The sequence below is a fragment of the Streptomyces sp. L-9-10 genome, assembly GCF_004151105.1.
Taxonomy (GTDB): Bacteria; Actinomycetota; Actinomycetes; order Streptomycetales; family Streptomycetaceae; genus Streptomyces.
Window position 1 is genome coordinate 41,628 of sequence record NZ_PHRF01000168.1, and the last position, 19,605, is coordinate 61,232.

Annotated in this window: 15 protein-coding genes and 1 pseudogene; 3 read left to right on the forward strand and 13 right to left on the reverse strand. The window is 70.1% G+C overall.

The window, feature by feature from the left end:
* The first annotated feature begins 44 nt into the window (after positions 1-44).
* The gene (locus tag CU044_RS36530; protein ID WP_129773352.1) at positions 45-551 is read left to right on the forward strand and encodes a GNAT family N-acetyltransferase; all 507 of its coding nucleotides are present in this window, start codon (positions 45-47) and stop codon (positions 549-551) included.
* A gap of 103 nt (positions 552-654) precedes the next feature.
* Here CU044_RS36530 and CU044_RS36535 read toward each other — a convergent pair whose 3' ends face one another.
* From CU044_RS36535 to CU044_RS36555, 5 genes are all read right to left on the reverse strand, one after another.
* On the reverse strand, positions 655-1,347 hold the full coding sequence (locus CU044_RS36535; protein ID WP_129773155.1) for a demethylmenaquinone methyltransferase: 693 nt from the start codon (positions 1,345-1,347) through the stop codon (positions 655-657).
* Positions 1,348-1,484: 137 nt separating this feature from the next.
* Positions 1,485-1,934 (reverse strand): hypothetical protein, encoded by a 450-nt coding sequence (locus CU044_RS36540; RefSeq protein WP_129773157.1) that lies wholly within the window; start codon positions 1,932-1,934, stop codon positions 1,485-1,487.
* 32 nt (positions 1,935-1,966) lie between these two features.
* A complete protein-coding gene (gene mqnC, locus CU044_RS36545) occupies positions 1,967-3,193 on the reverse strand; it encodes a cyclic dehypoxanthinyl futalosine synthase (protein ID WP_129773159.1) in 1,227 nt (408 codons plus the stop codon).
* A gap of 181 nt (positions 3,194-3,374) precedes the next feature.
* Entirely contained in the window at positions 3,375-5,168 is a 1,794-nt protein-coding gene (locus tag CU044_RS36550) for a serine/threonine-protein kinase (RefSeq protein ID WP_129773161.1), read from the reverse strand.
* Positions 5,169-5,298: 130 nt separating this feature from the next.
* The gene (locus tag CU044_RS36555) at positions 5,299-6,219 is read right to left on the reverse strand and encodes a menaquinone biosynthesis protein (RefSeq protein WP_240046054.1); all 921 of its coding nucleotides are present in this window, start codon (positions 6,217-6,219) and stop codon (positions 5,299-5,301) included.
* Between the two features lie 400 nt (positions 6,220-6,619).
* Here CU044_RS36555 and CU044_RS36565 point away from each other — a divergent pair, with 400 nt between their 5' ends.
* Positions 6,620-6,823 (forward strand): cold-shock protein, encoded by a 204-nt coding sequence (locus CU044_RS36565; RefSeq protein ID WP_017948713.1) that lies wholly within the window; start codon positions 6,620-6,622, stop codon positions 6,821-6,823.
* Between the two features lie 316 nt (positions 6,824-7,139).
* Here CU044_RS36565 and CU044_RS36570 read toward each other — a convergent pair whose 3' ends face one another.
* On the reverse strand, positions 7,140-9,077 hold the full coding sequence (locus CU044_RS36570; protein ID WP_129773356.1) for an AMP-dependent synthetase/ligase: 1,938 nt from the start codon (positions 9,075-9,077) through the stop codon (positions 7,140-7,142).
* 350 nt (positions 9,078-9,427) lie between these two features.
* On the opposite strand from CU044_RS36570, the pseudogene CU044_RS36575 reads away from it, so the two are divergent.
* A pseudogene (locus CU044_RS36575) lies at positions 9,428-10,491 on the forward strand (MaoC/PaaZ C-terminal domain-containing protein).
* On the opposite strand, the gene CU044_RS36580 reads toward CU044_RS36575, so the two are convergent.
* The 7 genes from CU044_RS36580 to mqnE form a co-directional block, all read right to left on the reverse strand.
* The gene (locus tag CU044_RS36580) at positions 10,445-11,074 is read right to left on the reverse strand and encodes a TetR/AcrR family transcriptional regulator (RefSeq protein WP_129773358.1); all 630 of its coding nucleotides are present in this window, start codon (positions 11,072-11,074) and stop codon (positions 10,445-10,447) included. The pseudogene CU044_RS36575 and the gene CU044_RS36580 sit on opposite strands and share 47 nt — an antisense overlap.
* 257 nt (positions 11,075-11,331) lie before the next feature.
* The gene (locus CU044_RS36585) at positions 11,332-14,208 is read right to left on the reverse strand and encodes an ABC transporter ATP-binding protein (RefSeq protein ID WP_129773165.1); all 2,877 of its coding nucleotides are present in this window, start codon (positions 14,206-14,208) and stop codon (positions 11,332-11,334) included.
* Positions 14,208-15,173: a DUF1611 domain-containing protein gene (locus CU044_RS36590; RefSeq protein WP_129773167.1), complete on the reverse strand. Its 966-nt coding sequence runs from the start codon at positions 15,171-15,173 to the stop codon at positions 14,208-14,210. Before CU044_RS36590 ends, CU044_RS36585 begins: the two co-directional genes overlap by 1 nt.
* Positions 15,174-15,572: 399 nt before the next feature.
* Positions 15,573-16,928 (reverse strand): dicarboxylate/amino acid:cation symporter, encoded by a 1,356-nt coding sequence (locus CU044_RS36595; RefSeq protein WP_129773169.1) that lies wholly within the window; start codon positions 16,926-16,928, stop codon positions 15,573-15,575.
* A gap of 509 nt (positions 16,929-17,437) precedes the next feature.
* Positions 17,438-17,734, reverse strand: coding sequence for a DUF4229 domain-containing protein (locus CU044_RS36600; RefSeq protein WP_240046055.1), 297 nt, complete (start codon positions 17,732-17,734; stop codon positions 17,438-17,440).
* A 72-nt stretch (positions 17,735-17,806) separates the two neighbouring features.
* Positions 17,807-18,337: a GNAT family N-acetyltransferase gene (locus tag CU044_RS36605; RefSeq protein WP_129773171.1), complete on the reverse strand. Its 531-nt coding sequence runs from the start codon at positions 18,335-18,337 to the stop codon at positions 17,807-17,809.
* Between the two features lie 72 nt (positions 18,338-18,409).
* Positions 18,410-19,588: an aminofutalosine synthase MqnE gene (gene mqnE / locus CU044_RS36610; protein WP_129773173.1), complete on the reverse strand. Its 1,179-nt coding sequence runs from the start codon at positions 19,586-19,588 to the stop codon at positions 18,410-18,412.
* Between the last annotated feature and the right edge of the window lie 17 nt (positions 19,589-19,605).

Here is a 19,605-nt window from a genome sequence, read left to right on the forward strand (position 1 = left end):
GGGTGCACCGTTACCTCCACTGAAGGGTTGCCCTCGTGAACAACATGACCCACCCGCTCCCTGTGGTGCAGCTCCACGTGCCCACGGAGGAGGACGCGTTCCACTGGCACCGGGTTTTCGACGACCCCGAGGTGATGGAGTTCCACGGCGGCGTCTCGGCGGAGAAGTCGGTGTACGAGGAATTGACCGCCCGGCAGCGCAGGCACGACGCCGAACGCGGCTTCTGCTTCTGGACGATGACGGACGACGGCGGTGAGGTGATCGGCTTCACCGGCGCCCAGCCGTGGCCGCACGAGACGTTCGGTCCGGTCGGCGAGATCGAGATCGGCTGGCGGCTGGGGCGGGCCCACTGGGGGCGGGGTTACGCGACGGCCGCCGCGCGCGCCACGTTGGAACGGGTACGCGCGGCGGGGGTCGGCCGGGTCGTCGCGATGGTCAACTCCCGCAACGAGCGCTCGGTCGCGGTGACGCGGCGGCTCGGGATGGAGCTGGCGGAGACGTACCCGCTCTCGTCGGGGGACACCGCGTACTGCTTCCGGATGGACTTGTGAGCCGGTGAGCCGGTGAGCCGGTGAGCACCCGATCCGGAGCCGAGCCGGTCGCAGGGGTCGCCTGAGCCGGAGAGGCTCAGTGGCGTACGCCCCGGCCCGGGACTCAGGCGCGTACGCCCCGGTGCAGCGCCACGATCCCGCCCGTCAGATTCCGCCACGCCACCTTGGACCAGCCCGCCCCCTTCAGCCGCGCCGCGAGGGCGGGCTGGTCCGGCCAGGCCCTGATCGATTCGGCGAGGTAGACGTACGCCTCGGGGTTGGAGGACACGGCGCGCGCGGTCGGCGGCAGCGCGCGCATCAGGTACTCCTCGTAGACGGTGCGGAACGGCGCCCACGTCGGGTGCGAGAACTCACAGATCACGATCCGCCCGCCGGGCTTCGTGACCCGGTACAGCTCGCGCAGCGCGAGGTCCGTGTCCTGGACGTTGCGCAGGCCGAAGGAGATCGTCACCGCGTCGAAGACCGCGTCGGCGAACGGCAGTCTCGTCGCGTCCCCGGCCGTGAACGGCATCCACGGGTGCCGCTTCTTGCCCGTACGCAGCATGCCCTGGGAGAAGTCGCAGGGCACGACGTACGCACCGGTCGCGGCGAGCGACATCGAGGAGGTGGCGGTGCCCGCCGCCAGGTCGAGGACCTTCTCCGCCGGGCGGGCCTTCACGGCCTTGGCGACCTCCTTGCGCCACAGCCGTGCCTGGCCGAGCGAGAGCACATCGTTCGTGAGGTCGTACTTCTCCGCCACGTCGTCGAACATCGAGATGACTTCGTGCGGCTGCTTGTCCAGGGAGGCTCGGGTCACGCACTCCATTGTGGCAGGGCCGGAATCGGCCGGACCGGGCCACTCCCTCGTACGGGACTCCTCATACGGGACTCCCCGTACGGGGCTCCTCATATGAGTCCCCGTACGGCACTCCTCGTACGAGTCCCCGTACGCGGCTACGCGCGGCGGTGCACCAGCCGGCCCGCGCACACCGTGGCGACGCAGCGCCCGTCCGCGTCGAACACGGCGAGATCGGCGCGGCCCGCCTCGGCGATCGCCGTACGCCCGGCCGCGGGCAGGACGAGGACGCCCACCCGCGCGGCGGCGGCGCGCAGCCCCGGGGCCGTCGCGTACTCGGCGAGGACCGCCGCCGCGCCCAGCTTCAGTACGGCGTGGATCCGCTCGCGCGGGGTCGGGGCGTCGGGCAGCGGCCCCTCGTGGACACGGGCGGGCCCGAGCACCCCGGCCCACTTCCGCACCCGCGCGCCGGGGAACCGCTCCCGCAGTTCCTCGAACGTGCCGACCGCGCCGATCCGGTCCCCCGCCACCATGACGCCGCCGCCCGTGATCGGCTCACCGGCGTCCCAGGCGCGGCGCACCTCGTCGGCCACGTGCAGGGTCTCCACCGCGCGGACTCCCGGACTCCCGATCGATCGGATCAGTTGGTGGCGATGAGCTTCAGCTCGGGGTGGGCCGTACCGCCCTCGATCGCCGTCGACGAGATGTGCGACTGGACCCGGTCGTCGACGGGGTCGTTCGCCGGGTCGTCGTGCACGACGAGGTGCTCGTACGTCGTGGCGCGCTGCGCCGGGACGCGGCCCGCCTTGCGGATCAGGTCGATGATCTCCAGCCGGTTGGAACGGTGCCTGGCGCCGGCCGACGACACCACGTTCTCCTCCAGCATGATCGAGCCGAGGTCGTCGGCGCCGTAGTGCAGCGACAGCTGGCCGACCTCCTTGCCCGTGGTCAGCCAGGAGCCCTGGATGTGCGCGACGTTGTCGAGGAAGATGCGCGCGATCGCGATCATGCGCAGGTACTCGAAGAGCGTGGCCTGCGTCTGGCCCTTCAGGTGGTTGTTCTCGGGCTGGTAGGTGTACGGGATGAAGGCGCGGAAGCCACCCGTCCGGTCCTGTACGTCACGGATCATCCGGAGATGCTCGATGCGCTCGGCGTTGGTCTCGCCCGTCCCCATGAGCATCGTGGACGTCGACTCGACGCCGAGACCGTGCGCGATCTCCATGATCTCCAGCCAGCGTTCGCCGGACTCCTTGAGCGGCGCGATCGCCTTGCGCGGGCGGGCGGGCAGCAGTTCTGCGCCCGCGCCCGCGAAGGAGTCGAGACCGGCGGCGTGGATGCGCCGGATCGCCTCGTCGACGGAGACACCGGAGATCCGGGCCATGTGCTCGACCTCGGAGGCGCCGAGGGAGTGGATGACCAGCTGCGGGAAGTCCTTCTTGATCGCGGCGAAGTGCTTCTCGTAGTACTCGACGCCGTAGTCCGGGTGGTGGCCGCCCTGGAACATGATCTGCGTACCGCCCAGCTCCACGGTCTCCGCGCAGCGGCGCAGGATGTCGTCGAGGTCGCGGCTCCAGCCCTTGGCGGTGTCCTTGGGCGCGGCGTAGAAGGCGCAGAACTTGCACGCCGTCACACAGACGTTGGTGTAGTTGATGTTCCGCTCGATGATGTACGTCGCGATGTGCTCCGTCCCGGCGTACCGGCGGCGGCGTACGGCGTCGGCCGCGGCGCCGAGTGCGTGCAGCGGAGCGGAACGGTAGAGGTCGAGCGCTTCCTCGGGGGTGATGCGACCGCCGGCGGCGGCGCGGTCCAGGACGTCAGTGAGGCTGCCAGTGACTTTTACGGACGTGAGGTCGGCCTTCTCGGTCACCGGTGCGGGTCCTTCCCAAGGGGGCTGTGACGACCGATCCAGCGTACGCCAGGGGTGGCGGCGAGCCGCGAGCGCCATGGGGGGCGGGGGGGACGGGGTGAGGCGGGGTGGGCCTCCGGCGCGTGGAAGCGGGCCGCTCACCTGTGTGGTCAGACCTGTACCTCTTTGATCACCCCTGTGATCACCTCTGTTTCGTCAGGACGCCGGTGGGGCTGCCCGCCCGCGCGTCCTCCGAGAGGTAGCGCAGACCGTCCCTTTCGAGGCCGAGCCGCAGGCCGGTCGTGCTCTCGGTGCACATGTCCTTGCTGCGAGGGCCGCGCCGTGCGTCGACCACGAGGGTGTTGCCCTCGACCCCGGTGAGGGTGAGCAGGTCCTCGCAGATGAAGTTGCCGAGGATGTCGGTCTGTTCGGCCTTTCCGACCCGTTCGCCGGTGGAGCCCGTTTGTATGGTCACCTTCATCGTGCCCGCGGGCAGTCCGGCGGCGGTGACCTCACCGTCCCAGACACCGACGAGTTCGGCGGGTACGGAGGCGTCACCGGAGTCTGTCGGAGGACCGGAGTCTGTCGGAGCAGCGGAACCTGCCGGAGCAGCGGACGCGGAGGCGCTCGGCGACGTGCCGGTCTTGTCCATGGAGGCGGAGTCGTTGGTACCGCCGCCCGGGATGAGGTCGAAGAGGAACGCGCTGCCCACCATCACGGCGGCCATCGCGCCCGCGACGGCCAGTGCCACCGTGCAACTGACCTTGCGCGCACGGCGTCCGGTGCCGGTGCCGGTACTGGAGTCGGGGCCAGAACCGGAGTCGGGGCCGGTGCTGGTGCTGGAGTCGGGACCCGTTCCCGTTGCCGTACTGGTGTCGGCGGAGACCGATACGGAGAACCGCGCCCCGGGGGCCGGGGCGTCCTGGCGTGAGTCGCCCGGCGGGGTCGACGGCGGGGCCGTCGGCGGGCCCGCCTCTACGTCCGTCGGCGGTCCGAAGGCCCCCAACGACGGGTTGCTGAAGGGCACGGGACCCGTCTGTACGGGCGGAGCCGCCGCTTCCAGGTGCAGCAGCCGGACCACCGCCAGGCTGACCTCCTCGACCAGCGGAGCCGGCAGCCAGCCCGCGGCCACCAGCCCCTGCGCGCCGTCGGCCCCGCGCACAGCCCCGGCGGCGGCCCCGCCACCGGCGAGGCGGCGCACGATCTCGGCCGGCGCGGGCCGTACGGACGGGTCCTTGGCGAGGCAGTCCGCGACCAGTTCGCGCAGTTCGCCGCGGAGGGAGCCCAGTTCGGGCTCCTCGTGCACCACCTTGTAGAGGAGCGCGGCCGACGAGTCGCCGGGGAAGGGGCTCGTGCCCGTCACCGCGTACGCCAGGACCGCGCCCAGCGAGAAGACGTCCGACGCGCCCGCGACCACCGTGCCCAGGATCTGTTCCGGCGACATGTAGCCGGGCGACCCGACCGAGACGCCGGTCGAGGTGAGCGAGGCGGTGCCGTCCGTGGCACGCGCGATACCGAAGTCGATCAGCCGGGGCCCGTCCGGGGCGAGCAGTACGTTCGACGGCTTGACGTCCCGGTGCACGAGCCCGAGGCCGTGCACGGCCTCCAGCGCCTCGGCGAGACCGGCGCCCAGCGCGCGTACGGAGTGTGCGGGCAGCGGTCCGTACGTCCCGACCGCCTGGGTCAGCGAAGGGCCCGCCACATAGGCCGTGGCCACCCACGGAACGGCCGCTTCCGGGTCGGCGTCCAGCACCGGCGCCGACCAGCGGGACCCGTCGGGCGCCGTACCGACGCGCTGCGCCGCGTCCACCTCGCGGCGGAAGCGGGCCCGGAACTCCTCGTCCGTCGCGAAGTGCGGATGGACGACCTTGACCGCGACCGTACGGCCTCCGTGCGAGCGGGCGACGTAGACCCGGCCCATTCCGCCCGACCCCAGCCGCCCGAGCAGCCGGTACTGACCGATGATCGCCGGATCGCCGGCCTCCAGCGGCTGCATTCCCCGTCCCCCTCGCGAGCCCTGTCCTGCGTCCCCGCCCTGCGTCCCCGCCCTGCGTCCCCGCCCTGCGTCCCCGTACGTCTCGACGGACCTCTACGCAGCAGAGTAGGGGGTGGGGGTACGTCCGTGGTCAGGTCCTGAGCAGCTCGACGTGCACATCGGCCGGGAACCCGGTGGTCGGACCCGTACGGTGTGCGAACTCCCGTACGCCCGCGAGCTGGTCGGGGCCGAAGCGGAAGTCGAGCGTCGTGAAGTACCGCTCCAGCAGCTCGGCGTCGAAGGTCTCCCAGCGTGCCGCCTGCTTGGCGACCTTCGCGACCTCTTCCAGGGAGAGGTCCCGGGACGCGAGGAACGCCTCGTGGACCTTCCGTACGACCTTCGGCTCGCGCGCGAGATAGTCCTTGCGCGCCGCCCACACCGCGAAGACGAACGGCAGGCCCGTCCAGTCCTTCCACATCTGCCCCAGGTCGTGGACCTGGAGGCCGAGCCGGGGGGCTTCGTAGAGCGAGGCGCGCAACGCGGCGTCACCGATCAGGACGGCCGCCTCGGCCTCCTGCATCATCAGACCGAGATCCGGCGGACACGTGTAGTAGTCGGGCGTCACCTTGTACTGCTCGCTCAGCAGCAGCTGGGCCAGGCGTACCGACGTACGGGACGTGGAGCCGAGGGCCACACGGGCGCCGTCCAGCTGGTCCAGCGGTACCTGCGAGACGATGACGCAGGACATGACAGGTCCGTCGCAGCCGACCGCGAGATCGGTGAAGGCGACAAGATCGTCGGCGTTGCGGAGGAATTCGACGAGGGTGACGGGCGCGATATCCAGCTCGCCGCGCACCAGCTGTTCACTGAGCTTCTCGGGGGTGTCCTTCGTCAGCTCCAGATCGAGAAGCGCACCGGTCCTTGCGAGGCCCCAATAAAGGGGCAGGCAGTTCAGGAACTGAATATGGCCGACACGCGGCCGACTGCGACGGTCGTCATCACCTCCGGCCGCCGTGTCGTCATCACCGTCGGCCGCAACGGGGCCCCCGGGCGCCCCAGCCGCCTCGGTCATCCCGGGCGTCCCCGCCGCCTCGGGCGCCTCGGGCGCCTCGGGCGCCTCGGACGGGGGTGCTGCCGCGCCGGATACCCCTGATGCCCGTGATGCTTCTGCCGCCGTGTTTTCCGCTGGACTGTCCACAGCGCGAGGCTAGACCCGCGCCGGGTGCGGGACGGCTCCGGGGCTCGCTTACGGCGTGGCTCGTCAGCACGTCAGGGCCCTATACAAACGTCCGGGTGAAGTGATCTTTCCCTCTACCGCTGGACATGTACTGCGTGCTAGGCTCGCCGCAAGTTGCAGTTTGGTTTCCCTTGCAGTACAGAGCCTGCGGAGCATGTGACCCGCAGGCTTTTGTAGTTTTCAGACTTCTTTGCAGGTTCTGGAGCAGGGCAACCCTTTGGCCCAAGGAGGGCTTATGGCTACCGGAACCGTCAAGTGGTTCAACGCTGAAAAGGGCTTCGGCTTCATCGCCCAGGACGGCGGCGGCCCGGATGTCTTCGTCCACTACTCCGCGATCAACGCGACCGGCTTCCGCTCCCTTGAGGAGAACCAGGTCGTGAACTTCGACGTCACTCAGGGCCCGAAGGGCCCGCAGGCGGAGAACGTCACCCCGGCCTAGTTGCCCGGGTCGGCGATCGCGCACGACTTACGCAGTAACCAAGGAGCCCTGCTTTCCCCACTCGGGTGGGGGACAGCGGGGCTCCTGCCTTTTCGCACGGGGGCCCGCCGCCCGCGCGTCGCTAGGGACTATCGACCACCCACTATCGAGCTTCTGTTCCCATAGCGGAATGTATACGACGGGTGGGCGGTGGGGCGTGTCCCTGGTGGTCGGCGGCAGGCCAGGACCGAGGGGTAGCCGGGGTGGGCCGGGGCGTTTGATGGCGGGTCACCCCGACTACCCCTCGGTCCTGACCCGCACCCAAAGCCCGCCCCGACTACCGACCGCCCCCGCCCCCGCCCCTCCCCCCATACAACCCCTCGATCTCCGGGCCGAAGTCTTCCGCGATCTTCGTTCTCTTCAGTTTGAGCGACGGCGTCAGGTGGCCGCTCTCCTCCGTGAAGGCCACCGGGAGGACGCGGAAGCGGCGGATGGACTCCGCGCGGGACACCAGGCGGTTGGCCTCGGCTATCGCGCGTTGGAGTGTGCCGCGCAGGTCTTCGTCCTCCGTCAGGGCGGGCAGGGGGATGTCCTGCTTCCCCTTCATCAGGCGCCAGTGGGCCAGGCCGTCGGGTTCGAGGGTGATCAGGGCCGTGACGTACGGGCGGTTGTCGCCGAGCACCATGCACTGGCTGACCAGAGGATGCGCGCGCAGCCAGTCCTCCAGGGGCGCCGGGATGACGTTCTTGCCGGCCGAGGTGATGATGATGTCCTTCTTCCGGCCGGTGATCGTCAGATAACCGTCCTCGTCCAGCGCCCCCAGGTCCCCCGTCGCGAACCACCCCTCCGTATGCCCCGGCCCGGATCCCGGTCCCGGCTCCAGCGCCCCCACCACCCGGCCGTGCTCCGCGTCCCAGTAGCCGGCGAACACATGGCTCCCGCGCAGCAGCACCTCCCCGTCGTCGGCGATCCGTACCGCCGTGCCCGGCAGCGGCCAGCCGACCGTGCCCAGCCGGGGTTTGAGCGGTGGGGTGACGGTCGACGCCGCCGTCGTCTCCGTCAGGCCGTACCCCTCGAAGATCTCGATGCCCGCGCCCGCGTAGAACGCGGCGAGCCGGCGTCCCAGGGGTGAGCCGCCGCAGATCGCGTACGTCACCTTGCCGCCGAGCGCGGCCCGTATCCGCCGGTAGACCAGCGGGTCGTACAGCGCGCGGGCCGCCCGCAGGGCGAACGACGGGCCCTGGCCTGTGCCGTGTTCCTCCGCCTCCACGGCCTGGCCGTAGCGCCGGGCGATCCTCGCCGCGCGGTCGAAGGACGAGGCGCGGCCCATCCTCTCGGCCGTCGCGCGGCCGGTGTTGTAGACCTTCTCCAGGACGTACGGGATGGCCAGCAGGAACGTCGGCCGGAATCCCGCCAGATCCGCGAGCAGGTCGTCGGTCCTGATGGACGGCGCGTGTCCGAGCCGTACCCGCGCCCGCAGGCAGCCGATCGCGACCATCCGTCCGAAGACATGGGACAGCGGCAGGAACAGCAGCGTGGACGCGGGTTCCTTGCTCACCGACGTGAAGACGGGGTGGAGCAGTTCGATGGCGTTGTCCACCTCGGCGAAGAAATTGCCGTGGGTGAGGACACAGCCCTTGGGGCGGCCGGTGGTGCCCGAGGTGTAGATGAACGTGGCCGGGGAATCCGGCGCCAACTGCGCGCGGCGCGCGGTGACCTCCTCGTCCGCGAGGTGTTCGCCCGCGCCGCGCAGGGTGCCGACGGCGCCGGTGTCGAACGCCCACAGCAGGGTGAGGCCCGGCAGTTGCCTGCGTTCCTGGGAGATCAGCCGGGCCTGGTGCGCGTCCTCCACGACGCATGCCACCGCGCCCGAGTCCTGGAGGATCCAGCGCGCCTGGAACGCGGAGGAGGTCGGATAGATGGGTACGGTGATCAGCCCGGCGGCCCAGGCCGCGAAGTCGAGGAGCGTCCACTCATAGGTCGTACGGGCCATGATCGCGAGCCGGTCGCCGGGGCGCAGCCCTTCCGCGATCAGTCCCTTGGCGACGGCCCGGACCTCCTCGGCGAAGGCGGCGGCCGTGACGTCCCGCCACCGCCCGTTCTTTCCTTTGCGGCTGAGGACGGCCTCATCGGGGGCCTCGTCGGCGTTGTCGAAAGGGATGTCCGCGAGGGAACCGCGCCGGACGGACGGCGCGAGCGGCGGTACGGACACCTGTCTCACGGTCCCGTCCACGCGCTGTTTGTCCGGCTCGACCAGCCTCAGAGGAACAGCCACGGTGGACTGGGGGGAGTCGGCGAACTCTGCGGACTCGGCGGACTGGGCGTCGGCAGGTGTGTCGGCGGGCACGGGCGGCTCCTCGGCGGTGAGGCTTCTGCGGCTGTGCGGCTGCGCGGCTCTTCGGTTCTTCGGTTCTTCGGTTCTTCGGTTCTTCGCTCTGCGACTATGCGGCTCTGCGGCTCTGCGGCTCTGTCATCCAGTCAGGTCAGGTCAGGTCAGACGCGTTCGGGAATCGCCGTCACCCCGTGCACTCGAAGAGGGCTGAGAGGAAGCATCTCGACCAAACTCCTGACCCCTAAGTAACCTTACTGAGGGGTAAATCTACGAGCGCCCAGGGAGCCAGGACAATGGCCGACCGCTATCCGCACGTCACCGGCACAGCACCCGGCCGTTTCCTCTCCTCACCGCCCCGGCTGGCACCCGCCGTGGTGCGAGGCGCCCTCGCCTCGCCGGGCCGCGCACGGCGGCTGCGGCGGCCGGGCTGGACGGGGCGGATACGGGACGACGCCGGCGCGCTGCCGAAGACCCGGCTCGTTCTGGCCGGTGCCCGTATCGACCCGGGTCGGCTCGCTTCGTACGCCCGGATCTGCGGGTTTCCCTCCGACAGGAACGGGACGGTGCCGCTCACGTATCCGCATGTGCTCGGATTCCCGCTGGCCATGCGGCTTATGACGTCCTGTCAGTTCCCGTTGCCCGTACTGGGGCTGGTGCACACCTGGATCGAGATCGGCGGAGAGCGCGCCCTCTCGGCGGACGAACGGCCGGAGATCAGCGTGTACGCGCGAAGTCTCGTGCCGCACCGCCGGGGCGTGGAAGTGATCATCGTGACGGAGGCGCGGGTCGGCGGCGAAGTGGTCTGGCACTCCCGCAGCGCCTATCTCGCGCGCCACCGGGACGGCGACGGTCAGGGCGACGGGCTCGGCCGGGCGGCCGTGGCCGTGACAGCCGTGGCCGTCACGGCCGCCCGGCGCCCGCGGTCGCGCCCGACATCCCCCGACCGCTGCCGGTCAGCGCGGAGTGGCGGCTACCCGCCGAGCTGGGCCGTCGCTATGGAGCCGTGTCCGGCGACCGCAACCCCATCCACCTGTATCCGCTCACCGCGCGGCCCTTCGGCTTCCCGCGCGCGATCGCCCATGGCATGTGGACGTTCGCCCGCTGTGTCGCGGAGGCGGAGGCACAAGCCGGAGCTGGTACGGGCACAGGCACGGGCACAGGCACAGGCACGGGTGGCCACGCATCCTCCGTACGCGCGGAGTTCAGGGCGCCCGTACTGCTTCCCGCCACCGTGACATACGCCGCGCGGACCGGCGCCGAGGGGAGCGTCGCCTTCCAACTGCGTGACGGTGACGGGACCCGCGTCCATCTCACCGGGGAGCTGTCTCGCGATCCGTCCAGCGCTCCCCCGCCATGAGGTTCCCGAGTCCCGTCCAGGCGAAGTTCATCAGCGTCGCCGCGGCCTCCTTCGCCGAGACGCCCGGAGTCTCGTTCGCCCATGCCGCGAGCGCCTCCGCCGCCCCCACCAGCGCCTGCGCCAGCCCGGCCACATCCCGGTCGGCCAGATCGGGCGCGCCGTGCGCCTCGCGGGCCGTCGCGCCGATCAGTCCCGTCACATACGCGACGAGCGCTTCCCGCATCCTCGTGGCCTCGGCGGCGAACGGCTGGCCGTGCGTACGCGCCTGACGGTGGAGCACCGCCCAGCCGTCCGGGTTCTCCGCGGTGTGCGTGAAGAACGCCACCAGTCCGGTCCACAGCTGCCGATCGGCCGGCGCCCCCGGTTCCACGGCCGCCGTCACGGCCGCGACCAGCGCCGCCGACTCGCGCCGGATACAGGCGGTGAACAGCTCTTCCTTGGAGTTGAGGTAGAGGTACACCAGCGGTTTCGAGACGCCCACCTGCTCGGCGATCTCATCCATCGAGGCGGCACGGTAACCGCGCTGTCCGAAGGTGCGCACGGCGGCGTCCATCATCTGCCGTTCGCGCTCCGCGCGCGGCATCCGCTTGCTCTTGCCGGTGCTCGCGGCACTCACCGCACCCACGTCAGGCTTCCTCCCGCTCGTCCTGCATCCCCGTCGGCCTACGAATCCGGACCACAAACCCGGCCACGAATCCGGCCCAAACCCCGTAAGCCTACGGTTCACGGGAAGCCCGGACAGCGGACCCGTGGTGTTCCAGCCGACTTCCGGCCCCCTTCGCCGGGCTCCGCCCATGCCAGGCCGGACCCGTCAGGGCCGGACAAGTCAGGGCTGACCCGTCAGGCGGCCCGCCGGGTCGCCCGCGCGGCCTTCCGCCGGGCCGGCGTCGAGGCCGGACCGCGGCACGTGAGCAGGGTGCCGTCGTCGAGATGGATGGTGCGGGTGGCGAGGCGGGTGAGCGCCGGCCGGTGGGTGGTCATGACCGCCGTTCTGCGCTCGACCAGGCGACCGAGCGCGCGGACGACGAGGTCTTCGGCGGCGTTGTCCAGTCCCGTGGTGGGTTCGTCGAGCAGCACAACGGGGGCGTCGGCAAGCAGGGCGCGGGCGATGCCGACGCGTTGGCGCTGGCCGCCGGAGAGTCCGGCGCCTCGGTCGGCGAGCCGGGTGCCCAGGCCATCAGGCAGGCGTTCGGTGAACTCGGTGACCAGGGCTGCCTCCGCCGCACGGGCGACCTCGTGCGGGCCGGCGTCGGGTCGGGCGTAGCGAATGTTGTCGGCGATGGTGCCGGAGAACAGGAACGTGTCCTGTAGCACGACGGCGATCTGGCGGTGCAGCCAGATGGTGGGCATGTCGGTGAGAGGGAGTCCGTCGAGGAGCAGACGGCCGCGGGTGGGCGGGTAGAGCCCGGCGATGAGGGAGAGCACGGTGGATTTGCCGGAGCCGTTGGGTCCGAGCAGCGCGAGGTGTTCGCCGGGTTGGACGGTGAGGTCGAAGTGGTTCAGGACGGGGCCGCGGCCGTAGTCGAGGGTGATGTCGTGCAGGTCGATCCGGCCGGTGGCGCGGTCGGGCAGGCGCCGGTGCGGTGTCGGGGGCGGGGGTGGCTGATCGAGGATGGCGGCGACGCGCTCCGCGGAGGCCGCGCCCTGGGGGAAGGTGATCGACAGGCGGGACATCGATCGCATGGGCTTGATCATGTCCTTGAGGTAGCTGGTCACCACGACCAGCAGCCCGACGCTCCACCAGTGGTTCACGACACCGAGACCGCCCGCCCACAGCAGGGCCGCGGTGGCCACCGCGGCGGCGGCTTCGAGCAGTGGCGTGAATCGGGCCCGCAGTTCGACGCTGCGCAGGCCGGCGTCGAGGGTGGTGCTGTTGCTGGTGGCGAAATGTTCGTCGTGCAGGTCTTGGCGGCCGAAGGCGTGGATGGTGCGGATGCCTTGGAGGGATTCGGTGACGAAGGCGGCGAGGTGTCCTTCGGCGGCGCGCTGCCGCCGTTCCGTCTGGCGGGTCAGCCGGGTGTAGCGGGCGGCCGTGAGGAATACCAGCGGGGCGCCCGCGATCGCGATCAGCCCCAGGCGCCAGTCGACGAAGAGGATGACGGTGGCGTAGCCCGAGAGGGCCAGCAGTCCTGGCAGGAGTGTGGAGAACAGGTCGACCAGAGCGTCCTGGATCCGGCTGGTGTCGATCGCGACGCGGCTGGTCAGTTCCCCTGCGGCCTGCCGGTCGTGGTAACTCATGGGGAGCCGTTGCATGTGGGCGAAGACATCCGTGCGGATCGACGCGGTGATCTGCTCTCCCGCGCTGTTCATCACACGGTCGCCGAGGTAGTCGAACGCCCCCGAGGCGAGAGTGATCAGCAGCAGTGCGGCGGCGGCCACACTGAGCATGGCCAGCGGTGACGAGCCCACGATGCCCGTGAGCCAGGCCAGTGGGCCGTTGGTCCGGCCCTTGAGTACGTTGTCGATGACCAGCGCCAGCGGCCAGGGTGCCGCCAGGTCGGCGATCAGTTCTCCGATGCGCAGCCCCACGCCGAGCGTGAGCGTGCGCAGGTGCGGGCGCCCGTAGGAACGGAATCGCCACAGGTGCCGCAGCATTCCCACATCGTCCCTGCGGGACTTCATCTGCCCACCTCCCCGACCAGTTCGGCGCGGGCGGCGTCTTTGAGAGCGGTGTTGCTCGCGCCGGGGCGGACGCCGTGCTCGGCCATGGCGGTCAGCACCACCGGCGCGAGTTCCGGGGTCGGCACGTGTGATCGCGGACAGCAGCCGGGAGAAATGGCGGCGCTCGTTCAAGGCGTCCTTGGTCAGCGGGGCGGCGTCGGCTCCGGCCGAGTCCATGCCGCGCAGCAGCGCCGCGTCGAAGCGGGCGGGGTCGGCACCCGTGGCGACGACCCGCTCACGGGCGGACCAGCATGCCGATGCCCACACGGTTCCGTCGGCGTGCGGGTCCTGGTCCCGCCCGCCCACGAAGTGCGCCATTGTCCACCGGGGCTGTAGTTTGCGACGCCGCGGGTCCCACTCGGCGATGGCCCCGCGGTGCCAGCCGTAGATGTCCGGGGTGCCCAGCAGGATGGCCGTGAGGACATCTGCCGTGCCCTCGTCCAGGGCGACCTTCAGGTTGGTCTGCTGCGCCGGGGGACGCAGCCGGTTGAGCCGGAAGTCCGCGGTGTGCCGGCACAGGTGATGGCCGACCTCGTGGCAGATGATCGCGGCGTTGTGCGCGGGGGCGAGGAAATACCGGCTGCCACCTGGTGCCGGGACGAATCCGGCGCCGCCCCCCAGATGGACCTCACCCGCACAGCTGAGAGCGGCGGGCTCGTCCGTGAGCGACGCCCTGGGAAGCCGGTAATGCCCTCCGCGCCAGCGGCGGGGCTGGTCGTGCATCCCGATTCTGACCAGCAGGTGCGGCAGCGGGTGGCCGAGCAGGACTGAAGCGAACCGCAGGGCACGCTGGACGTGGAAGGCCGTGTTGGTCACGCCGAATGCGCGGGCCTGCCGGTCCGCGACGGCGTCAGCCAGGGGGCCGCCACCGGCCGCGGGCTCGAACATCAACGTTGAGCCGTCGAACAGCCGCCCGCCGCGCTCGTCACGGACCGTGGCCTCGGGCAGCACCACTTCGGCCGGCCGCAGTTCAAGGACGTCCAGGGCGGCTTCACGCAGCTGTCCGGGCCAGGGACGTCCGTCAGGTAGGTAGACGATCGCCGATATCACCGGCATCAGCCCCGGACACCGGCATCGGCGACGGGTTCCGCCGTGGCGGCGGGATCCGCCGTGGCGGCGGTCTGCCGGACCGGTGCGCGCACCAGGTCCACGGCCGCGCCGTTCGCCAGCTGTGGCGGGGACAGGACCGGCAGTCCCGTGGCCGCGTGTGCTTCCTGGGAGGCAAGGGGGCTGGCGGTGACCAGGCCACTCACCATGCGGACCGGGACCCCCAGCCCTTGCAGGATCGTCACCCCGGCCACCGCGTCCAGCGCGTTGGCCGCCGCCAGGACGACACCGTGGGCGAATCCGGGCAGGCGCTCCACAAGCGCCCGTGTCTCGGACTGGAGCAGTCCGTCGGCGATCTCCAGGACGACCGCGTCCGCGCCGTCGTCGACCAGGGCATCGCGGATGGAGATCATCGTGGTCCGCAACCGCTCGACCGGGTAGCCGAACGTGGAGGACATACCGAAGTCGAGGAATTCGGCGACGGTACTGGCGCCCGCGTCGAGGTACATCCAGCGGTCCTTGCCGCTGCCGGAACCGGTGACCTTGCCCGCGCCGGCAGCCAGTCCGGCTCGTGTCCAGCCGCTCACCAGGGCCGACGCCGTCGTGGTCTTGCCCGCGTTCATCGACGAGCCGAGCACGACGAGAGTGCCCCACTCCGGCGCCGTGTGCGGCGACGGCGTCCGCGCGTAGTGCTCCAGCGACAGCGGCCTCCCGGCCCGGTCGTTCAGGGTGCCGATCACCTTCAGCTCGGTCGGTGGCAGCCGTCGCGTATGCGCCGAGGCGACCGTTCCCACCAGGCCGCCCGCCGTCAGCAGATGAACGTTCGGCCCGGTCGGCAGGTAGCCCTCGTAGAAGTCCGTGGCGTACCGGTTGCCGTATGCACCCACCACGATGTCGCCCCAGTAGAGACGGACGCGCCGACCATGGACATCCTCCAGATGGTCGAGTTCGCCCAAGCGGGCCACAGTGGCCACCACAAGATCCCCGAGCTGTGGTTCGCGAACCGACCCACCGGGCGCGGTCGCGTCCCGGTCGTTGATTCTGCGTGTCACGTAGCCCCACTTGGCCCCAGCGAAATCTCTCATCTCAGATCCCTCATCCGGTACGGATCGGGCCCGTGCCGGCGCCCGAACGGGTGTCGTCCATTCGATTCGCTCATCCCATGGTCAGTGCTCTCGGGATCGACCGCATTGTGGCCGGTGAACCCGGCGGTGAACCCGGTGGTGAGCCCAGCGGTGAGGGGAAGGTCCGGGGCGGCCCGGTCCGCAGGCGCGACAAGCCATCCGGCAGCACGTCGCCCCCGGCCTCAGCGGAGGACGGGGGCGATCCGAGGTGTGCTTCGCGCGTGCGCGTGACGCGGCGACGCGTGTGGTTTACGCGGCGACCGGGACCTTCGCCCCGCGCGTCTCGTCCGCGCTGTCGTAGTCGTCCACCGGCGACGCCGAGGCCGCGTTGTACGCGTCGTGGTCGAGGATCTTCTCGCGCGCCGCGACGATGACCGGGACCAGCGCCTGGCCCGCGACGTTCGTGGCCGTACGCATCATGTCCAGGATCGGGTCGATCGCCATCAGCAGGCCCACGCCCTCCAGCGGGAGCCCCAGCGTGGAGAGGGTCAGCGTCAGCATGACCGTGGCGCCGGTGAGGCCCGCGGTGGCCGCCGAGCCGACGACCGAGACGAACGCGATCAGCAGATAGTCCTGGATACCGAGCTGGACGTCGAAGATCTGCGCGATGAAGATCGCGGCGAGCGCCGGGTAGATCGCGGCGCAGCCGTCCATCTTGGTCGTCGCGCCGAACGGTACGGCGAAGGAGGTGTACTCCTTCGGGACGCCGAGCCGCTCGGTGACCTTCTGGGTGACCGGCATCGTGCCGACGGAGGAGCGGGAGACGAAGGCCAGCTGGATCGCGGGCCAGGCTCCCTTGTAGAACTGGATCGGGTTGACCTTGGCGACCGTGGCGAGCAGCAGCGGGTAGACGCCGAAGAGAACCAGCGCGCAGCCGATGTAGACGTCGGCGGTGAAGGTCGCGTACTTGCCGATGAGGTCCCAGCCGTAGTCGGCGATGGCGAAGCCGATGAGCCCGACCGTACCGATCGGGGCGAGCCGGATGACCCACCACAGGGCCTTCTGGAGCAGTTCCAGGACGGATTCGCTGAGGGTGAGGATCGGCTGGGCCTTCGGGCCGAGCTTGAGGGCCGCGATTCCGGCGACGGCGGCCATGAAGACGATCTGGAGGACGTTCAGCTCGGTGAACGGCGTGATCACGTCGGTCGGGACGATGCCGGTCAGGAAGTCGATCCAGGACCCGGAACCCTCGGGTGCCTTGCCGTCCTTCGGGGTGAGGCCGGTGCCCGAGCCCGGGTTGGTGATCAGGCCGATCGCCAGGCCGATGGCGACCGCGATCAGCGAGGTGATCATGAACCAGAGCAGGGTACGGGAGGCCAGCCTGGCCGCGTTGTTGACCTTGCGCAGGTTGGTGATCGACACGAGTATCGCGAAGAAGACCAGCGGCGCCACGGCCAGCTTCAGCAGCTGGACGAAGATGCTGCCGATCTTGTCGAGGGTGGTGTAGAGCCAGCTGATGTCCTGGCTGCGGGCGAGCCAGCCGAGCAGCACACCGAGGACCAGACCGGCGACGATCTGCGCCCAGAACGGGATCTTGGGCAGAGGAGAGCCGGATCTGGTCTCAGCCGGCTTCTCGGGCGTGGTGGACGCGGAGTTCGCGGACACGAACACACTCCAGACATGACGTATCGGGGTGAGGGGCCATACGGGACAGGGGTGCGGCGCTCGTGCTTCGAAGGCTCGGGAGGACTCGGAAGAAGACTCAGGAGGATTCAGCAGGGGCGCCGCTGCATGATGCCGGGTCAGACCGCGCGGCAACAGACCGCGGACATACAGCGGCACAGGTCGACATGCAGGCGTGCCACGAGCGGGATGCCCAGGTGGCCGCGGTGACGCACTGCTGTCTTCATATCGGACACGTTAACACTTGAACTTTGAGAAGCTCAAAGTATTTCTTTGGGGTACGAAGCGCCGGAAAGACCGCTCGAAGGGTCCCGGAAGGGCTCTGAAATGGCTCTGGAAGGCTCCGGAAACGCGGCACCCCAGCCCTGGAGGGACGGCTCCGGGGCTGGGGTGTGAGAAAGCTTACGTGGCGCTTATGCGGCGCCCACCGCGATGACGTACGAGGGGACGGACGTACGCGGGGGCGGACGTATAAGGGGACAGGCATCGCCCTACTGGGTGACGCCGTCCTCCTGGGCGCGGTTCGCCTCCAGCCGCGACTTCGCGCTGTCGACCTTGCCCACGATCTGCGCGGACATCTCGTCGCGCTGCTTGCGCAGCAGGATGAAGCTGAGCGGCGCCGAGATCACGATCGCGAGCAGCAGCACCCAGACGAAGTTGGAGTCGCCGAGCCCCTTGGGCAGCACACCGAACTGGACCAGGCCGGCGACGACCACGAAGCAGCCGGCGAAGATGCCCAGACGCATCGCGGTGTACCGGATCGTGGCGCTCGTCTTCGAAGCGGTCACAGCGGGCCCTCTCTCTTCCTGGCGTACCGACGTCGCGGTATGTCCGAGTCCTACCAGTCAAGCACGGCGTGTTCAGTACCGGTTCAGCGGGAGCAGCATCGTGATGTCGTCGCGGTCGTCACCCGGGGCGACCCTGATCGCGTCCGGCACCCGCCCGACCTCCTTGTAGCCGCAGGAGGCGTAGAACCTGTCGACGCCCGTGCCCCCGCGGCAGGTGAGCCGGATCGCCTCGATGGACTCGATCCCGCGGGCGGCGTCCGCCGCGGCGGCCATCAGGTCGCGGCCGTACCCCTTGCCCTGGTGCCGGGGGTGGACCATCACGGTGTAGAGCCAGAGCCAGTGCCGCATCAGCCGGTGGGTGTTGAGCGCGAGGAACGCCGTCGCGGCGACGGCGCCCTCCTCGTCGTACCCGACCAGCAGCCTGACCCGGCCCTCGGCCATGGCCGCGAAGTGCTTGACCAGCTCCGGCCGTACGTCGTCCACCGTGACCGGCGGTACGAATCCGACGGCACCGCCCGCGTTGGAGACATCCGCCCAGAGCGCGAGAACACCGTCGCGCAGGGCGGGGTCCACCGCCGGATCCAGCTCGAATATGAGCGCCATCCCGTATGCCCTGTCCCGTGTGCCCTGTTCCGTATGCCCTGTTCCGTGTTTCTCTCCGACCCGTGCGCCCGCTCAGACCCGCATGGGCTGCGGGGACTCGCGGCGGTCGGCGTCGGGGCCCGGGTACTCGCGGATGATCTCGTACCGGGTGTTCCGCTCGACGGGCCGGAAGCCCGCGTCGCGGATGAGGTCGAGCAGATCCTCGCGGCCGAGCTTGTTGGGCGTGCCGTAGTTGTCCGCGTCGTGCGTGATCTTGTACTCGACGACCGAGCCGTCCATGTCGTCCGCGCCGTGCTGGAGGGCGAGTTGGGCGGTCTGCACGCCGTGCATCACCCAGAACACCTTGACGTGCGGGACGTTGTCGAAGAGCAGCCGGGAGACCGCGAAGGTCTTCAGCGCCTCCGCGCCCGTGGCCATGGTCGTGCGGGCCTGGAGGCGGTTGCGGACCTTGCCGTCCTTCATGTCCACGAAGTCGTGCTGGTAGCGCAGCGGGATGAAGACCTGGAAACCGCCGGTCTCGTCCTGGAGTTCACGCAGCCGCAGCACATGGTCGACGCGGTGCCGGGGCTCCTCGATGTGCCCGTACAGCATCGTCGCCGGGGTCTTGAGCCCCTTCTCGTGCGCGAGCCGGTGGATGCGCGACCAGTCCTCCCAGTGGGTGTTGTGGTCGACGATGTGCTGCCGGACCTCCCAGTCGAAGATCTCGGCGCCGCCGCCGGTCAGCGATTCCAGACCGGCCTCGATCAGCTCGTCGAGGATCTCGGAGGCCGACAGGCCGGAGATCGTCTCGAAGTGGTGGATCTCGGTGGCGGTGAACGCCTTGAGGGAGACCTGCGGGAGGGCTTCCTTCAGCGCGCTGAGCGAGCGCGGGTAGTAGCGCCACGGCAGCGTCGGGTGGAGGCCGTTGACGATGTGCAGCTCGGTGAGGTTCTCGCCCTCCATCGCCTTGGCGAGGCGGACGGCCTCCTCGATGCGCATCGTGTACGCGTCCTTCTCGCCCGGCTTGCGCTGGAACGAGCAGTAGGCGCACGAGGCGGTGCACACGTTCGTCATGTTGAGATGACGGTTGACGTTGAAGTGGACGACGTCACCGTTCTTGCGGGTACGCACCTCGTGGGCGAGACCGCCGAGCCAGGCCAGATCGTCCGACTCGTACAGCGCGATGCCGTCCTCGCGGGTCAGCCGCTCGCCGGCCCGGATCTTCGCCTCCAGCTCGCGCTTGAGACCCACATCCTGAACAGATGCAGTCATCAGGCCGCCTCCCACTA